General features: G+C 70.7%; 12 protein-coding genes. 5 read left to right on the top strand and 7 right to left on the bottom strand.

Annotation, left to right across the window (positions count from 1 at the left end; translation table 11 throughout):
* Positions 1-44 precede the first annotated feature (44 nt).
* On the top strand, positions 45-1,685 hold the full coding sequence (locus ACSU6L_RS25585; RefSeq protein ID WP_437060403.1) for a pyridoxal phosphate-dependent aminotransferase: 1,641 nt from the start codon (positions 45-47) through the stop codon (positions 1,683-1,685).
* 7 nt (positions 1,686-1,692) lie between these two features.
* On the opposite strand, the gene ACSU6L_RS25580 is transcribed toward ACSU6L_RS25585, so the two are convergent.
* The 3 genes from ACSU6L_RS25580 to ACSU6L_RS25570 all read right to left on the bottom strand — a co-directional run bounded on the left by ACSU6L_RS25580 (position 1,693) and on the right by ACSU6L_RS25570 (position 3,916).
* Positions 1,693-2,271 (bottom strand): hypothetical protein, encoded by a 579-nt coding sequence (locus tag ACSU6L_RS25580; RefSeq protein ID WP_437060401.1) that lies wholly within the window; start codon positions 2,269-2,271, stop codon positions 1,693-1,695.
* Between the two features lie 56 nt (positions 2,272-2,327).
* Entirely contained in the window at positions 2,328-3,338 is a 1,011-nt protein-coding gene (locus tag ACSU6L_RS25575; RefSeq protein ID WP_437060399.1) for an arabinan endo-1,5-alpha-L-arabinosidase, read from the bottom strand.
* Between the two features lie 128 nt (positions 3,339-3,466).
* Positions 3,467-3,916 (bottom strand): ATP-binding protein, encoded by a 450-nt coding sequence (locus ACSU6L_RS25570; RefSeq protein WP_437060397.1) that lies wholly within the window; start codon positions 3,914-3,916, stop codon positions 3,467-3,469.
* 127 nt (positions 3,917-4,043) lie between these two features.
* Here ACSU6L_RS25570 and ACSU6L_RS25565 point away from each other — a divergent pair, with 127 nt between their 5' ends.
* On the top strand, positions 4,044-4,883 hold the full coding sequence (locus tag ACSU6L_RS25565) for a helix-turn-helix domain-containing protein (protein WP_437060395.1): 840 nt from the start codon (positions 4,044-4,046) through the stop codon (positions 4,881-4,883).
* Positions 4,880-5,092 (top strand): DUF397 domain-containing protein, encoded by a 213-nt coding sequence (locus ACSU6L_RS25560; protein WP_437060393.1) that lies wholly within the window; start codon positions 4,880-4,882, stop codon positions 5,090-5,092. Before ACSU6L_RS25565 ends, ACSU6L_RS25560 begins: the two co-directional genes overlap by 4 nt.
* Here ACSU6L_RS25560 and ACSU6L_RS25555 read toward each other — a convergent pair.
* The 3 genes from ACSU6L_RS25555 to ACSU6L_RS25545 form a co-directional block, all read right to left on the bottom strand.
* The gene (locus tag ACSU6L_RS25555; protein ID WP_437060391.1) at positions 5,043-7,349 is read right to left on the bottom strand and encodes a caspase family protein; all 2,307 of its coding nucleotides are present in this window, start codon (positions 7,347-7,349) and stop codon (positions 5,043-5,045) included. The two genes, ACSU6L_RS25560 and ACSU6L_RS25555, sit on opposite strands and share 50 nt — an antisense overlap.
* Positions 7,349-7,852: an effector-associated constant component EACC1 gene (locus tag ACSU6L_RS25550; RefSeq protein WP_437060389.1), complete on the bottom strand. Its 504-nt coding sequence runs from the start codon at positions 7,850-7,852 to the stop codon at positions 7,349-7,351. The genes ACSU6L_RS25555 and ACSU6L_RS25550 overlap by 1 nt, the downstream gene beginning before the upstream one ends.
* A gap of 977 nt (positions 7,853-8,829) precedes the next feature.
* Positions 8,830-9,243, bottom strand: a complete 414-nt coding sequence (locus ACSU6L_RS25545) for an ankyrin repeat domain-containing protein (RefSeq protein ID WP_437060387.1) — start codon at positions 9,241-9,243, stop codon at positions 8,830-8,832.
* Between the two features lie 335 nt (positions 9,244-9,578).
* Between ACSU6L_RS25545 and ACSU6L_RS25540 the strand changes: the two genes are divergently transcribed.
* Positions 9,579-14,252 (top strand): DUF6531 domain-containing protein, encoded by a 4,674-nt coding sequence (locus ACSU6L_RS25540; RefSeq protein WP_437060385.1) that lies wholly within the window; start codon positions 9,579-9,581, stop codon positions 14,250-14,252.
* Positions 14,253-14,288: 36 nt separating this feature from the next.
* Positions 14,289-14,729 (top strand): hypothetical protein, encoded by a 441-nt coding sequence (locus ACSU6L_RS25535; protein ID WP_437060383.1) that lies wholly within the window; start codon positions 14,289-14,291, stop codon positions 14,727-14,729.
* 26 nt (positions 14,730-14,755) lie between these two features.
* Here ACSU6L_RS25535 and ACSU6L_RS25530 read toward each other — a convergent pair whose 3' ends face one another.
* Positions 14,756-16,261: an alpha-N-arabinofuranosidase gene (locus ACSU6L_RS25530; RefSeq protein ID WP_437060381.1), complete on the bottom strand. Its 1,506-nt coding sequence runs from the start codon at positions 16,259-16,261 to the stop codon at positions 14,756-14,758.
* Positions 16,262-16,305: the final 44 nt, after the last annotated feature.

Below are 16,305 nucleotides of genomic sequence, written 5' to 3'. Positions count from 1 at the left end.
GGCCCGTGCTCCCCCGCACGGGCCACCCACAGACGGAGGTTCCCTTGGCTGACAACGTCACCTCGCTGTTCCGCGGTGGTGCCGCGCACAGCCCGTCGATGGCGGCGCTGACGCGGCACGGCGGGGGCGACGGAGCCGGCCCGGTGGACTTCTGCATCCCCTGCAACCCGTACTTCCCCACTCCCGCGATGTTCGAGGAGATGGCGGCCAGGCTCCGGGACATCATCACGTACTACCCGAGCGGCGCCGACACCATCACCGCCGAACTGTGCGACCTGCTCCGGCTTCCGCCGCAGTGCGTGGCCATGGGCAACGGCTCCACCGAACTGATCACCTGGATCGACCACCTCCTGGTCCGGGATTCCCTGGCCATCCCCGTCCCCACGTTCGGCCGCTGGACCGACCAGCCCATGGAGACCGGCAAGCGGGTCGACATGTTCCCGCTCCAGGAGTCCAGCGGCTTCGCCCTCGACCTCGCGCAGTACGCCGAGTTCATCCGCGCCCGCGGCACCCGGGTCGCCGTCCTGTGCAACCCGAACAACCCGGACGGCGGCTACCTCCACAAGCACGCGGTCGTGCAGTTCCTCGACGCGATGGCCGACCGGGACCTGGTCGTCGTCGACGAGTCCTTCCTGGAGTTCTGCGACGCCGAGGCCGAGCCCAGCGTCGTCCAGGAGGCGATGATCCGCCCCAACGTCATCGTCCTGCGCAGCCTCGGCAAGAACTTCGGCCTGCACGGCATCCGCTTCGGCTACCTGGTCGCCAACCCGGCGCTCGCGGGCAAGGTCCGCTCCATGCTCCCGAAGTGGAACCTGAACTCCTTCGCGGAGCACGTCGTGTTCATGCTGAAGGAGCACGGCCAGGAATACGCGCAGAGCCTCCAGCAGGTGCGCCGGGACCGCCTGGAGATGGCGAGCGCGCTGTCGGCCCTCCCCGGCCTGACCGTCTACCCCTCCCAGGGGAACTTCCTCTTCGTCCGCCTCCCCGTCGGCGCCGAGGGCACGGTGGTCCGGGACCGGCTGCTCACCGAGCACCGGATCCTGGTCCGCGAGTGCGGCAACAAGATCGGTTCGTCCAGTCGCTTCCTGCGGCTCGTGGTGCGCCCCCAGGTCGACGTGCGTCGCCTGGTGGCCGGCCTGGAACAGGTGCTCTACGGGACCAGGAGGGGAGCCGCCGTGCCCGAGCTCGGCACCGGGACCAGCTACAGCTCGGGCACGGCGGCGGTTGACCGACTGGTGGGAGCGACCAACGGCGCGGGGATGCAGCTCCCCGCGGGCCTCACCACAGGACCGTCCACATTTCCTTCCCCAGGGCTTCCCGCCGGGCTGACCGCAGGAGTGGGGGCCGGGGCGGCCATGTCCGGAGCGGCCATGTCCGGAGCGGCGATGTCCGGAGCGGGCGCGACCGGCGGATCCGCCGGGGTGCCGATGCCCGCGCCCCAGCCGATGCCGGCGCCTCAACCGATACCCGCACCCCAGCCGATACCCGCTCCCCAGCCGGCCCCGCAGCCCACCCCCGAGCCGGTGCCCGTACCGGCCCCGGCGGCGGCGGCGGCCGGCACCACCCCGCCCGGCGTCCCCGCCCGCGGCGGCCTCACCGCCGCACAGGTGCGCGGCACCGACGGCCTGACCCCGGCCCCGGCGACGGGCTGGCCGAACGCCAACGGGTGGCCGAACGCGGTCTGAGCGACGCTCAGCGCTCGCCGGGATGCAGCTCCGCCATCCGGTGGCAGTGCTCGCGCGCCTCCCCGATGCCGTCCCCGTCCGGGAGAAGGTTCCCGGCGGCGACCAGGGCCGCCCAGTAGGCGGCCGGGTCGCCGTCGTCCCTGACCCGCCGCCGGTCGGAGGCGAGCAGCAGATACGCCCGGGCCAGTTCGCCCGTACGGCAGAGCCGCCACAGACTGGCTCCGAGCCCGCTCGGGATGCCCTTCCCGTACGCCCTGACCGCCGCGCCCAGCAGATCCCTGATCCGCCGCTGGTGCGCATCGAGCTCCCGGTCGACGACGAAGACGAACGCGGCGTCCAGGAACACGGCGACGTCCTCCTCCTCACCGGCCCCGAATTCCTCGAACAGCGACGCGACCTCCGGCTCCGCCAGCCGCCGTTCGGCCTCGGCGTGCGCGATGCCGAGGGCCAGGCAGGTCGCGAGTGCGGCGGCGCGCGGATCGCCGGTGCGCCAGGCGAGGTCCGTACACACGTCGACCTCGCGCCGGCCCGCGCTCAGGGCGTCCCGCGCCTCGTCGGTCGATGCCCCCAGGCCGCTCCGCTCCACGCGTCTCGCTCCCCTCTTCGCGGCTACACCGGGTTCAGCCGTCACTGCCGGCAGGGTCAGTAGGCGACGGGCCATCCGCTGCTCCAGTCCAGGAGGTTGACGCCGAGCTTGGGTGTGCCGTTGTCGTTGCCGTCGTAGTAGTGGTAGACGATCAGGTCGCCATCGACGTCCTTCATGATCGACTGGCCGCCGGGGCCGATGACGCTGCCGTGCGACTCCAGCACCGGCGTGCCACCGTTGTTCATCATCGAGACACCGCTCTTGTCGTAGTACGGCCCGGTGACGGAGGTGGCGCGCCCGACCTTCACCTTGTAGGTGGAGCTGGTGCCGGCGCAGCAGGTGTCGTACGAGGCGAAGAGGTAGTAGTACCCGTTGCGCTTGACGATGAAGGGCGCTTCGACGGCCTTCGTACCGGTGGGCCGGGAGGCGAGCGAGTACCGGGTGGTGTTGCCGGCGAGCTGCTTCCCGGTGGACGGGTTGATCTGGATCATCTTGATCCCGGTCCACCAGCTCCCGAAGGACAGCCACCACTTGCCGTCGTCGTCCACGAAGAGGTTCGGGTCGATGGCGTTGTAGTCGCCGGCGGAGTTCGAGGTGTAGACGATGCCGTAGTCGGTCCAGCTGCCCGGCCGGCCGGTGGAGGACCCGGCGAGTCCGATCGCGGAGGTGTTCGACCCGAACTTCGAGACGGAGTAGTACATCAGGTACTTGCCGCCGTGGTACGAGATGTCCGGCGCCCAGGCCTCCGGCACGGAGGAGTAGTTCGACCACCAGCCCGGGCGGGACGAGAACGCGTCGGCGCCCGCGCTGAAGGCGACGCGGTTGCTCGACGCCTTGCTGGCGATACCGCCGCCGGTCGCGTAGAGCAGGTACTGCCCCGACGAGGTGCGGATCATCGTCGGGTCGTGCACGACGGTGGACCCGGTGACGGTCCCCGGGTTGGGGTACGCCGACGCGGTGGAGGGGACCAGGGCGAGGAGGGCGGCGGCGGGAAGGGCGAGGAGGGGGGTGCGGGTGCGGGCGCGTTTGGGGGTGCGGGTGCGCGTGTGAGTGCGGGTGCGGCTCATATGGGGAACGCTCCTTGTTCCGTATCTCGAACAGCGATCGTCAATGCGAACGGGAACGTAGAATCGAACCCCTTGCGCGTCAACGGTTCGCGCAGACATCCGCCGTGTCATGCACGGAACATTCGAAGCTAACCCGGCAGATCGACCTCCGCCCGCACGGTCTTCCCGGGCGCCGGCGCCCGGTCCAGCACCTCCCACCGATCGGCCAGCGCGTCGACGAGCACCAGTCCCCGCCCCGCCTCGCTCAGGCCATGCGGCGGCCGTACGTCACCAGGGCCCGGCGGGCATGGCGTGGTGCGCGTGTCGGCGACCTCGATCCGGACACTTCCGGGAACGAGGGCCAGCCGCAGCTCGAAGTCCCGCCCCGGCACCCGGCCATGGGTCACGGCGTTCGCCGCCAGCTCAGCGACGATGGCCGCGACCGCGTCGGAGGCCTCGGCGCCGTACGGGACACCCCAGGCGGCGAGTTGGCTCTGAGCGAGATGCCGCGCCAGGCGGGCGCCTCGCGGGGGGGCGCTCAGACGCTGGCTGAACATACGTACGGTAATCGGTCGGCGGGGAGCCGAGGGTGCGCTCATGGGGCCAATGTGGCGCGCCGCAAGGGGGGTTCACCAGGTCAAGCGCGCGTACTCTCGCGCAGCGTACGCGATCACGATCTGGACAGTACCGGTGACTGCGCGTGAGCATGTGCGCGGGAGGTGACCTATGGTGGTCGAGGGTGCGGCGGGGATGAACTGCGAGCCCGAGTCGTCGGACAGCATGCGGACGTTCGGGGCGATGGTCCAGGCCCTGCGGGAACACGCCGGGTTGACCAGGGAGCAGCTGGGCAAATGTGTCGGCTACTCGAAACACACCGTGGCTTCGGTCGAGTTGGGCCGCCGCATGCCGGATCCCGCGTTCGTGGAGAAGGCGGAGGAGGCGACGGGGAACACGGGAGCGGTACGAAGCGCGGCAGCGCATCTGGCTCGGCAGCCGGGGTTGGCTGCCTGGTTCAGGCAGTGGGCGCGCTTGGAGCGTGTTGCCATCACGCTGTACACCTACGAATGCAGGTTGATTCCAGGGCTGTTGCAGACCGAGGCGTACGCACGGACGCTGTTCACCAACCAGCTTCCGCCACTGGACGACGAACAGGTCGAGGCACAGTGGGCCGCTCGCGCGGAGCGGCAGCAACTGCTGCGGGAACGGCCGAACACGGCCTTCGCGTTCCTCCTCGAGGAGCACTTGTTCCGACGCCGGACAGGCGGTGCGGAGGTCACACGGGGGCTCATCGATCACGTGCTGAAGATCGCCGAACTGCGGAACGCCGAGATTCAGGTCATGCCGACTGTGCGCGAGACACACGCGGGACTCGACGGGCCCATGCAGCTCCTGGAGACTCCGGAGAACAAGTGGTTCGGCTACTGCGAAGGACAGCGAGGCGGCCTGCTCATCTCCGACCCGAAAGAGGTCAGCGTTCTCCAAAGGCGGTATGCCAGTATGCGTTCGCAGGCTCTCCCCCCAGAAGACTCCATGAGCCTGCTGCAGCGGATGCGAGGAGAGCTATGAGCACCAGCGAACTGGCCTGGTTCAAGTCCAGCTACAGCAGCGGCGGCGACGGCGACTGCGTCGAAGTCGCCCTCACTCCCGCCACCATCCACGTACGCGACTCCAAGGACAAGCAGGGCCCCCGCCTCGTCCTCTCCCCCGCCGCCTGGGGCGGCTTCCTCAACCACACTCGCCTGGGCCTGGAGGCCGGCCCCGGGGAAACGCCGTAGCGACAAGCCTCGGCCCCCTGCGATCCGGGTCCAGCCTGAGCACCGTCACGGCCTTGTTGGATGCGAAGCCCTGCGCGTCGAGGCAGATCCAGCCACTGGCGCCCTCGACGCGCAGTTGGTCCCTCAGGCTGAGGAAACCGGCAGCGACGGCACGTGTGCTGGGCACCTCGTCCGACACCGCCATCTGCTGGATCACCTGGGCCGCGGTCAGCGTCGAGTCGTACGCGGAGATCGTCTCGCCGTCGGCGAGGTCGACCGCGCCCACGCTCGGCCCCAGGCGTGCGACGAGGTTCTTCAGTTCGTCCATGGCGCGCCCGAACTCGACCGCGTTCGTCCGGTCCCGGTCCGGCCACGCGTCGGGGTGAGCCCCGGAGGTGTACTCGACGGTGATGCCGGTCGTGCGCAGAGCATCCCAGTCCAGCTCGGGGTCCTGGCGGAGGGCGGAGGTCGCGGAGCCACTGAGCACGGTGAACTCCCTGTCCTGGCAACCCCGTTTGCCCAGGACGTTCACGAACTGACGCAGGTATGCGGGGCGCCCGGCGAACAGAACATTCTCGACGTCAGCGGGCAAACCGCAGATGTTGGTGACGATGCCCCGGAACTGCTGTGCGGTGACGGCGGCCTCTTCGACATCCGATGTGAAACGGGCCGTGTCACGGATTGTCTCGCCCAGCCGCTTCTCGAAGGCGCTGCGCAGTTCCTCCACGTACGGGCCCTTGTCGTGCACGTCCTCGACAAGGATGCTGCGCCTCATGACCAGGTCCTTGTCCACCGACGTCAGCGCGGCGATCTGGTCTTCGGTGCTTGGCATGATCCAGGCGACGCCGATGCCGTATCTGTCCTCGACCGATGAGTTCGGCGTGAACGAGCCTGCGACTGCGGGCACTCCCCGACGGGTGACATTGCTGACGGCCTCGCTGACGTTTTGCAACTTGCTGACATCGAACCCGACGACCGCTCGCAAGTTGTGCTCCTCCGAGTGGGCCATGTCCGCCAACCGGTCGGTTACACGCACCCATTGGCTGCCGTCGCTGCCGGGGTTGGCCAGGACGAGACGGACGTAAGGCGCGCGGTATTCGGCGTTGGCCTTGTGCTGCGCCGCGTAAGCGCCCTGGACCTGGTGCAGGATCCGAGCCTTGGCGGGGGCGTCCTCAGCGGTCATCGGCGCCAGCAGCGCGATCGTGACGAAGGGCTCGTCGTCGGGCACGGCGGCGTTGGCCTGCGCGATCCGCCGGGAGAGGCCGTTGAGTTCGGGCATGAAAGAGTGGCTTCCGTCGGATACTCCGACGCATTCGCCGTTCACCTCCTCCAGCGTGCTCCGGGTCCCGCACTGATCGTCGGAGCCGCTGAGCAGCGCGCTCGGCAGGCCGGCAAAGGGAAGGCTCACGGCGGCCGCCATGACGAGCAGAGGGTTCAGCAGCCGGGCGAGGCGTCCCAGCACGGGAGGACGCACCGGACGGCTCTCCTCGTCCCCAGCGGGCGTGCTGACCACGTCGGCCGGTACCTCGCCCTCGGCGCCCTGCGGCTGCCAGCGGTTGCGTACGAGGGCGATGGCGTGACCGGCGTTGCGGGCGCGCTGCTGCGGGGCGGGGATGCCGGTGCGGGCCGCGAGCCGGTCGCGGACCTCGGCGAAGAGGACGTCCATGCGCAGCGGGTCGGGGCCGCCGGGCACCCCCTCCTCGATGACGCTCAGCAGCTCACCGGTGAACGCGGTGTACTTCTCGCCCGGCGGCGCCATGGCCGGCCTGGTCTCGGCGGAGGACGTCATCACATAGGTGCCCTCGGCCATGGTGCGGTTGGCGATGTCGCTCGCGGCGCCCATGTAGCCCGTCAGGGCGCTGCCGCTGTAGCAGCAGTCCAGGATGACGACGCGGGCGAGCGCCCGGCCGGTGTGCACGATCAGGTCGCGTACGTCGTCGTAGGACACGCCCCGGTACAGCCGTTCCACATCGGTGTGCGGCAGGGCCAGACGGAGGTCGGCGTCCACGGAGAGCAGGCCGTGTCCTGCGAAGTACACGAGCAGGGCGTCGTCGGCCTGTGTCGCGGCGGTGTGGACGGCGTCGAGGACCGCGTCCTTGCCGGTCGGGTTGGACAGCACGGTGAGGTGTTCCGGGGGCAGGCCCCATAAGTCCTCGGCGGTGAGCAGTGCGGCCAGCCGCTCGATGTTGTTGGCGACGGCGGGCAGGTCGTCGAGGTTCTGGTAGGTGTCCACGCCGATGATTACGGCACGGGAGGCCGCGGGGTCGGGCAGGGGCATCAGTCGGTGCCTGGTCGGTCCGGTCCATCCGGTCCATCCGGTCCGTCCGGTCCGTCCGGTCGGGCCGGTCCGTCTGGTCCGTCCGGTCGGGCCGGTCCGTCTGGTCCGTCCGGTCCGTCGCCGTGCGGTTCCTCGTCCCCTTGGCGCTCTTCCCGCTCCTCCCGGGCGGAGAGTTCGGCCACGATCCGGCGGATCGTCTCCTCGGAGGCGTCCTGCACGGTGAGGGAGCCGCCGTTCACATGGATGGTGACGGGCGGCGCGGAATGGCGTGTCTTTCGCCAGGCGGCGTACGCCAGCGCCAGGTTGAGGGCCGTGAGGCCCTGACCCACGATCAGCTCGATGACGTCGACGGCACCCATGGTCCCGCTGCCGGGCGCACTCGGCGCCAGCCCGACGGCCGCGTGCCGGTGAACGTCCGGGTCTCGACGCAGCCAGCGATACAGATCGATCAGCGCGGCTCCCTGCCCCGACTCCGCGCCAGCGACCGCGATCCGAACTTTCACAGGCGCCTCCCCCTTGTCCGGCCTATCTGCCGGCCTGCCGGCCTGCCGGTGCAACACGGTCCCAGTGTGATCGCCACGCCCGTGAGGCACCACCGACTCCGCGAGTTTCCCTGCGCCGGAGGGGTGGCGTTTTCGGTACCGCCTGCTGATGAGGTTGCTGTTGGGGCCGCCCGCTTCTTGGTCAGTGTCGTGCTTCCGCGACCCGAGTAAAGGGCGCTCCACTCCGCTGCGCTGCGTTCCGCGTCGGCTTCGCCGATGGGCCTCCGGCCCACCCTTGACTCGGCTCGCTCCAGCACGGGTGAGAAGCGAGCGGACGGCCCGGAAAGGCGGTGGCCCCCTGTCGATCTCCGGTGCCGTGGGCCGACCAGTTGACCGGCGGACGCGGGGCGCGTCAGCGCCGCAGGGGCACGCCGGGGCGGCTTAGCGGATAACGGTAGTGGGTGATGGGCGGTGGGTGGTGGGTGGTGGGTGATGGGTGATGAGTGGGGCGGCTGGCCTTGCCTGATGGGGAGAGGTTGGATGCTTTGGGCCGGGGGGTGGGCGGGATTGCGGGAAGGTCCCCTGATCGATACCCGCCGATGGTGCCCAAAGCTTCCAAACGCCTCGACCTGAGCACCCACCCCGTGCCCGAAGAGGGCCTGGCGTTCGCCCGCGCCCCTCTCTCCCTCATTCCAGCGCCCCCCACCCACAGGTGGCCGCTTAGCCCGCCCGGCGTGCCCCTGCGGCGCTGACGCGCCCCCGACCCCGGCCCGCATCCCAGCCAACACGCACGGCGTCTCCCTGGGCCCCCGTCTTTCCGGGCCGTCCGCTCGCTTCTCACCCGGGCTGGAGCGGCCCGAGTCAAGGGTGGGCCGAAGGCCCATCGGCGGAGCCGACGCGGAGCCGTAGGCGTAGCGCCCTTTACTCGGGGCGCGGAAGCACGACACTGACCAAGAAGCGGGCGGCCCCGACGGCCACTTCACAGCAGGCGGTGACGATTACGCCGCCCCCGCCGCCCGCAGCACCTCCGCTGTCTCCGGGTGCCGGCCCTGGAGGGCCCAGGCCAGCGGGGTGAGGCCGGTGCCGGCGTCCTCGCGGAGGTTGGGGTCGGCGCCGTGGGCGAGGAGTTCGCGGACCGTGTCCGTGTGGCCCCAGCAGGCGGCTCCGCACAGGGGTGTGCCCTCGCTGCCGTGGCCGCTCTCCGCGTCGGGGGCGGCACCGGCGGCCAGGAGGGTGCGGACGATGTCGGTGGCGCCGTGGACGGACGCCGCGTAGAGAGGGGTGGTGCCCTCGGCGTTGGGGGTTCCCGGGTCCGCGCCCGCGTGCAGGAGGGTCTTCACGTCGGTGTGGTCGCCCAGGAAGGCGGCCGTTACCAGGCGTGCCGTCAGCTTCTTCTGTCGCCGTCTGTTCATCGCCGCCGAGGGTAACTTCGGGGCGCGGTCACGCGCCGACCGTTTTCCGCTCCGGCGTTCGTCGCGACGATGACCCCGCCGACGGTACGCCGATCCTCGTGACGGCCTTCCAGTCCACGGTGCCGAACCGCCAGTGCGCCGCCCCGGACATGAGGGTCGAGCTGGGCGCCGACGCCCGCGAGGGCGAGGAGGATCAGGGTACGCATCGGCGGAGTCACCCGCGTTCACTGCCGCAACCGCGGTCTCAAGTGAAACGTCTCCCCTCTATAGGGTTTCAGAGGCACACACGGCAGCCGGGGTACCGGTCTGTGCGAGGTACACGGGGGACGACACACGTGGGTTACACGATTCCGGGCTGGCTCGACGATGTCCTGGACTTCATCGGGATCAACTTCCCGAACGTGGACGAGGACGACTACCGCGAGATGGCCACGGCCATGCGGGACTTCGCGGAGAAGTTCGAGGGCCACGGCGGCGACGCGCACAAGGCGTTCACCCGGATCCTGTCCTCCTCCGAGGGCTGGGCCGTCGACGCGATGGAGAAGCACTGGGCGCAGGTGAAGTCCGGTCACCTGGAGAAACTCCCGGAGCTGGCAAGGCTGTTCGCGGACGCCTGTGACGGACTCGCCGACATCATCTACGGGATGAAGACCAAGGCCGAGATCGAGCTGGGCGTCATGGCGGCCTCGGTCGGCATCTCCGCCGGGCTCGCCGTGGTCACCGGCGGCCTGTCCGCGCTGATCGGCGCGGCCGAGGTCGCGGCGATGCGGCAGGTGGTCAAGCGGATCATCGACGAGGCCGTGGAGCGGATCGTCGACGAGGTGATCGCCAAGCTCACCGAGCCGGTGAACGCCAAGCTGGAGGCGATGGTCGAGGACATGGTGCTCGACCTGGCCGAGGGCGCGTTCTCCCCGCCGCCCGCGGACGGCAGCGGCGGCGACGGCGGCCACGGTGGGCACGGGGGCAAGGGCGGGATGCAGCTGGCCTCGGCCGGTGGCGGGGGCGGCGGGGGCGGAGGCGGCGGCCCGCAGAAGCGGACCCACATCGACCACTTCGAGTTCACGGACGGCGCCGGGAAGGTGTCGGGGCATGGCGGCGAACTGCGCACGGCCGCGTCCACGCCGCTGGGGAAGGCCAGGTCCGCGTTCGGCCGGAGCAAGGGCCGGGACCCGTTCACCGAGGCCTTCGACAGCGTGCTGCACGGCGCGCTCAAGGGCACGGACAAGGCTCTGGCCAAGGTGACCAAGCACATCACGGAGACCGTTCCGGACCGGGTCAAGGCCACCTCGCGGCTGCACAAGGGCAACGACAAGGGCGTCGGCGACCAGGCCAAGGGCGTCGACGTCGGAAAGCACGGGGACGGCAAGGGCGGGGACGGGACGTCCGGCTCGGGCACCCGCCCCAAGGTCGACGCGGACGCCAAGAACGACCCGGACCTTCTCCAGCGTTCCAAGGACGCCCGCGCCCTGGCGGACAAGGAGACCTGCGGCGACCCCATCGACATGGCCACCGGCCAGATGGTGATGGCGCAGACCGACGTGGACCTGCCCGGCATCCTGCCGCTGAGGCTGCGCCGCACCCACCTGACCGGCTACGCGCACGGCATCGCCTTCGGCCCGTCATGGGCCTCCACGCTCGACGAGCGACTGGAGAAGGACCGGGACGCACAGGGCGTGTGGTGGCGCCGCGAGGACGGCTCCAGCCTGTACTACCCGCGCACCCCGGACATCGTCGGCGACCGGGTCGACCCGGTGGCGGGCGAACGCCTGCCGCTGACGTACGTCTCCCAGGGCAGCTCGTACGTGCTGGTGGTGCAGGATCCGCACACCGGCCTGACCCGTTCCTTCGAACCCGCCGAGACCACCGAGGGCGTCTGGTGGCTGACCCGGATCGAGGACCGCAACCGCAACCACATCACCCTCGATCGCGACACGGACGACGTCCTGTCGGAGATCGCCCACTCCGGTGGCTACCGGCTGACGGCGACCTGCGCGGCGGGCACCGGCCGGGTGACCGCCGTGCACGCCGTCACCGAGGACGGCCCGCTGCGCCTGCGCGCCTACCGGTACGACGACGGTGGCGACCTGCGGGAGGTCGTCAACGCCGTCGGCGCTGCGACCCGCTTCTCCTACGACGGCGCGCACCGCGTCACCGGCTGGCACGACAGCAACGACACGGACTTCGCCTACGTCTACGACGACGGCGGCCGGGTGATCGCCACCCGAGGCAGCGGCGGCATCCTCGACTCGCGCATCGCCTACGCGGGCCCCGACCCCGACGGCACCACCACCGCCACCTACACCGACTCCCTGGGCCACGCCACCGTCTACCGCGCCAACCCGCGCGGCCAGATCGTCGCCATCACCGACCCGCTCGGCAACACGACGACCCAGACCTGGGACCACCGCGACCGTCTGCTGAGCCGCACCGACCCGCTCGGCCACACCGTGGTCCACCGTTACGACGACGCCGGGCACCTCGTGGCGGTGGTGCGTCCCGACGGCAACGAGACCACCGCGGAGTACGGGGCGTTCGCCGAGCCGCTCAGCATCCGCACCCCCGACGGCAACGTCACCCGCTACGCGTACGACGCCCGCGGCAACCGCATGTCCGTCACCACGCCGACAGGCCACACCACCCGCTTCACCCACGACGAGGCGGGCGGCCTCGCCTCGGTCACCGACCCGCTCGGCAACATCACCACCATCCGCTGCAACCCGGCCGGCTTGCCGCAGGAGATCACCGATCCGCTCGGCGCGGTCACCCGTCAGACTCATGACGCCCTCGGCCGCCCCGTCACCCGCACCGACCCCACGGGCGCCACCACCCGGATGGAGTGGACGCCCGAGCACCAGCTGGCCCGGCGCACCCTCCCCGACGGCACCCAGGAGTCCTGGACCTACGACGGCGAGGGCAACTGCACCGCCCACACGGACCCGCTCGGCGGCGAGACCCGCTTCGAGTACACCCACTTCGACCTGCTCACCGCCCGCACCACCCCCGACGGCGTGCGCTACGAGTTCGCCCACGACAGCGAGCTGCGCCTCACCAAGGTCACCAACCCGCAGGGACTGACCTGGACCTACACCCTCGACGCGGCGGGCCGGCTGACCGCCGAGACCGACTTCGACGACCGCACGCTCCGCTACCGGCACGACGCCGCGGGCCGCCTGACCGCCCGCACCAACACCCTCGGTGAAACCACCGCGTTCGAGCGCAACGCCCTGGGCCAGGTCCTCCGCAAGGACGCCGCCGGGCGGATCACCACCTTCACGTACGACGCGGTCGGCCGGCTCGCCGACGCCACCGGTCCCGACGGCGTCCGGCTGGCCATCGACCGCGACCGGTACGGCCTCGTCCGGTCCGAGACCGTCGACGGCCGCGCTCTCACATACAGCTACGACGAGCTGGGACGCCGCACCGGGCGCACCACGCCCACCGGCGCGACCACCACCTGGGCGTACGACGCGGCGGGCCGTCGCACCGGCCTGCTGGCCTCCGGCCGCCCCGTCGACATCGCCTATGACGCCGCCGGCCGCGAAGTCACCCGTCAGGTGGGCGACTTCCTCACCCTGGAGAACACCTACGACCCGCTGGGCCGCCTCGCCGCTCAGGCCGCCATAGGCACGGACGGCCGCACGCTCCAGCGCCGCGCCTACACCTACCGCGCCGACGGCCATCTGGCGTCCCTCGACGACCGGCTCAACGGTCGGCGCGACTTCGAACTCGACCCGGCCGGCCACGTCACCGCCGTCCGCGCCGAGGGCTGGAGCGAGAGCTACGCCTACGACGAGGCCGGCAACCAGACGCGCGCCGAGTGGCCCGCCTCCCATCCCGGCCAGGAGGCCACCGGCGAGCGCGCCTACACGGGCACCCGCATCACCCGCGCCGGGAACGTCCGCTACGAACACGACGCGCTGGGCCGCGTCACCCTGCGCCAGAAGGCACGGCTGTCCCGCAAGCCGGACACCTGGCGCTACGCGTGGGACAGCGAGGACCGGCTCACCCGGGTGACCACGCCGGACGGCACCGTCTGGCGCTACACCTACGACCCGCTGGGCCGCCGTACCGCGAAGCTCCGCCTCGGGGCCGCCGGCGAGACGGTCGTCGAGCGCGTCGACTTCACCTGGGACGGCACGACCCTGTGCGAGCAGACCACGTGGTCCCCCGGCCTGCCGAACCCGGTCACCCTCACCTGGGACCACCAGGGCCTGCACCCCATCGCGCAGACCGAGCGCATCACCGCCGCCGGCGCCCCGCAGGAGGAGATCGACTCCCGCTTCTTCGCGATCGTCACCGACCTCGTCGGCTCGCCCCGGGAGCTGGTGGACGAACACGGCTTCGTCGCCTGGCGCACCCGCACCACCCTCTGGGGCACCACGACCTGGAACAAGGACGCCACCGCCTACACCCCGCTCCGCTTCCCCGGCCAGTACAGCGACCCCGAGAGCGGTCTCCACTACAACGTCAACCGCCACTACGACCCGGAGACCGCCCGCTACCTCACCGCCGACCCCCTGGGCCTGGCGCCCGCGCCCAACCCGGCGGCGTACGTCCCGAACCCGCACCGCTGGGCGGACCCCCTCGGCCTCGCGCCCGAGTGCGGTGAGCGGGAGTTCTACACGGTCCAGGACCGCGAGAACGCGGCGCGGCTGCGGGCGGACGGAACGCCGTGGCCCACCGATGAGCACCGGGCCCACCTGGGCCCCGGCGTGTACTCGTGGGGCACCCGGGAAGAGGCCGAACGCTACGCGGAGCTGCTGCGCAACCGGCGGGGCGCGGACGTGGAGATCATGCCGTTCCGGGTGAGCGAGGCGGACCTGTCCGCCATGCAGCAGGCCCACGTGGGCTCCATGAGCCAGACCGAGATGGACGACTTCATCGACCGGCACAGCATCATGTACGGGCGTGGCGAGCCCCACGACTACGACTACATCTCCCGTCCCACCAACATGGGAACGGAGAACTACTTCCATTCCCGTGTCTTCGACCGGCTGAGATTCCTTTAGTGAGATCCCTTCAGGGACGGAGAAGAAAGCCCACCCATGTCAGTCACGCACCTGTACAAGAAGCGCCTCGGCCCGTGGGGGCTCGTCGCCCGCGTCACCCTGGACGCCGGGCCCGTGGACGAGCCGCCGCGCGAGGCGCACGGAATCGGCGACTCACGCGTCCGGCTGCTGCTGCCACCGCAGGGGATCACCCCGGCGGAGGCGCGGTGGATGGAGTTCGGCCTGGGTCTGGTGTCCGGGCAGCTCGAAGCTCTCTGGGAAGGGGCCGGCCCCATCCTGGTACGGGTGACCGACTGGGACGTCCCGATGCTGACGGACTACCAGGACGAGGTCGCCGCCGCGGCCCTCGTCGAGTGCCTGCGGGAGCACTACGGCATCACCGGCGTCGAGATCGGCCTCACCTTCGACCGTGAGCGGAACCGCTACGAGTTCACCTGGGGCGAGGGCGGAGAGCGGCCGGAGGCCGACACCGGCTGAATGGGGCTCCGGCCACTCGGCGGGCGTCAGGCGAGGCGGATCATGTTCCAGGACAGTGGTTCCAGTACGGCGGTCAGGTGGCCGTTCGTGAGGGTCGTGGTGTCGATGCCGTGGGGGGTGACGCGCTCGGGGTCGGTGAGGGTGTTGCGGGCGTCGGGGTCGGTGTCCGCGAGGGCGCTGTGTTCGACGACCCGGGTCAGGTCCAGGGCGCCCAGGGCCACCTCCAGGGGCAGCGCTTCGGTGCGGCTGCGGTTGACGGCGAAGACGGTGACGGTGCCGTCCTCGGCGCGTACGGCGGTGGCGTGCAGCAGGTCCGTCTCGCCGTACTTCTTCGTCTCGTACGTCGGGGAGTCGACGCGTACGTCGAGGACCTCGCCGCGGCCGTACTTCGAGGCCTGGGCGAAGGGGAAGAACGTCGTCTGCCGCCAGGCGGGGCCGCCGGGCTCGGTCATGATCGGGGCGATCACGTTGACGAGCTGGGCGAGGCAGGCGACCGTCACCCGGTCGGCGTGGCGGAGCAGGGCGATGAGCAGGGAACCGAAGACGACGGCGTCCGTGACGCTGTAGTTGTCCTCCAGGAGGCGCGGGGCCTCCGGCCAGTCGAGGGCGCTCACCTGCGCCTCGGTGCGGGACAGGTACCAGACGTTCCACTCGTCGAAGGAGAGGTTGATCTTCTTCTTCGACTTCAGCCGGGCGCCGACGTGGTCGCAGGTGGCCACGACGTTGTCGATGAAGGACTCCATGTCGACGGCCGAGGCCAGGAAGGAGTCGACGTCACCGTCGAGCGGTTCGTAGTAGGCGTGCAGGGAGATGTAGTCGACGAGGTCGTACGTCTCCTCGAGGACGGTCGCCTCCCACTCGGCGAAGGTCTCCATGGCCTGGCCGGAGCTGCCGCAGGCGACGAGTTCGACGGACGGGTCGATCTGGCGCATGGCGCGGGCGGTCTCGGCGGCGAGGCGGCCGTACTCCTTTGCCGTCTTGTGGCCGGTCTGCCAGGGGCCGTCCATCTCGTTGCCGAGGCACCACAGGCGGATGCCGAAGGGGTCCTTGTCGCCGTGGCCGATCCGGCGGTCGGACAGCTCCGTGCCCGACGGGTGGTTGGCGTACTCCTGGAGCTCGATGGCCTCGGCGACACCGCGCGTACCGAGGTTGACGGCCATCATGGGCTCGGCCTGGGGGCCGACCTTCTTCAGGAACGCGATGTACTCGGACAGGCCGAAGCGGTTGGACTCCGTCGTGCGCCAGGCCAGGTCGAGCCGGCGCGGGCGCTGGTCGACGGGGCCGACGGAGTCCTCCCACTTGTAGCCGGAGACGAAGTTGCCGCCGGGGTAGCGGATGGCGGTGACGCCGAGCTCGCGGACGAGGTCCAGGACGTCCTGGCGCAGGCCCGCGTCGTCCGCGGTGGGGTGGCCGGGTTCGAAGATGCCGGTGTAGACACAGCGGCCGAGGTGTTCGACGAAGGAGCCGAAGAGGCGGGGGTTGACCTCGCCTACGGTGAACGCGGGGTCGAGGGTGAAGCGGGCGGTTTGCATGTTCGCCTTTCCGTGTGCGGGGCTTGTGTTTCGTTGGCGGGTGC

Source organism: Streptomyces sp. enrichment culture, assembly GCF_964272855.1.
Lineage (GTDB): Bacteria > Actinomycetota > Actinomycetes > Streptomycetales > Streptomycetaceae > Streptomyces.
This window is presented reverse-complemented; position numbering and strand designations above follow the sequence as displayed.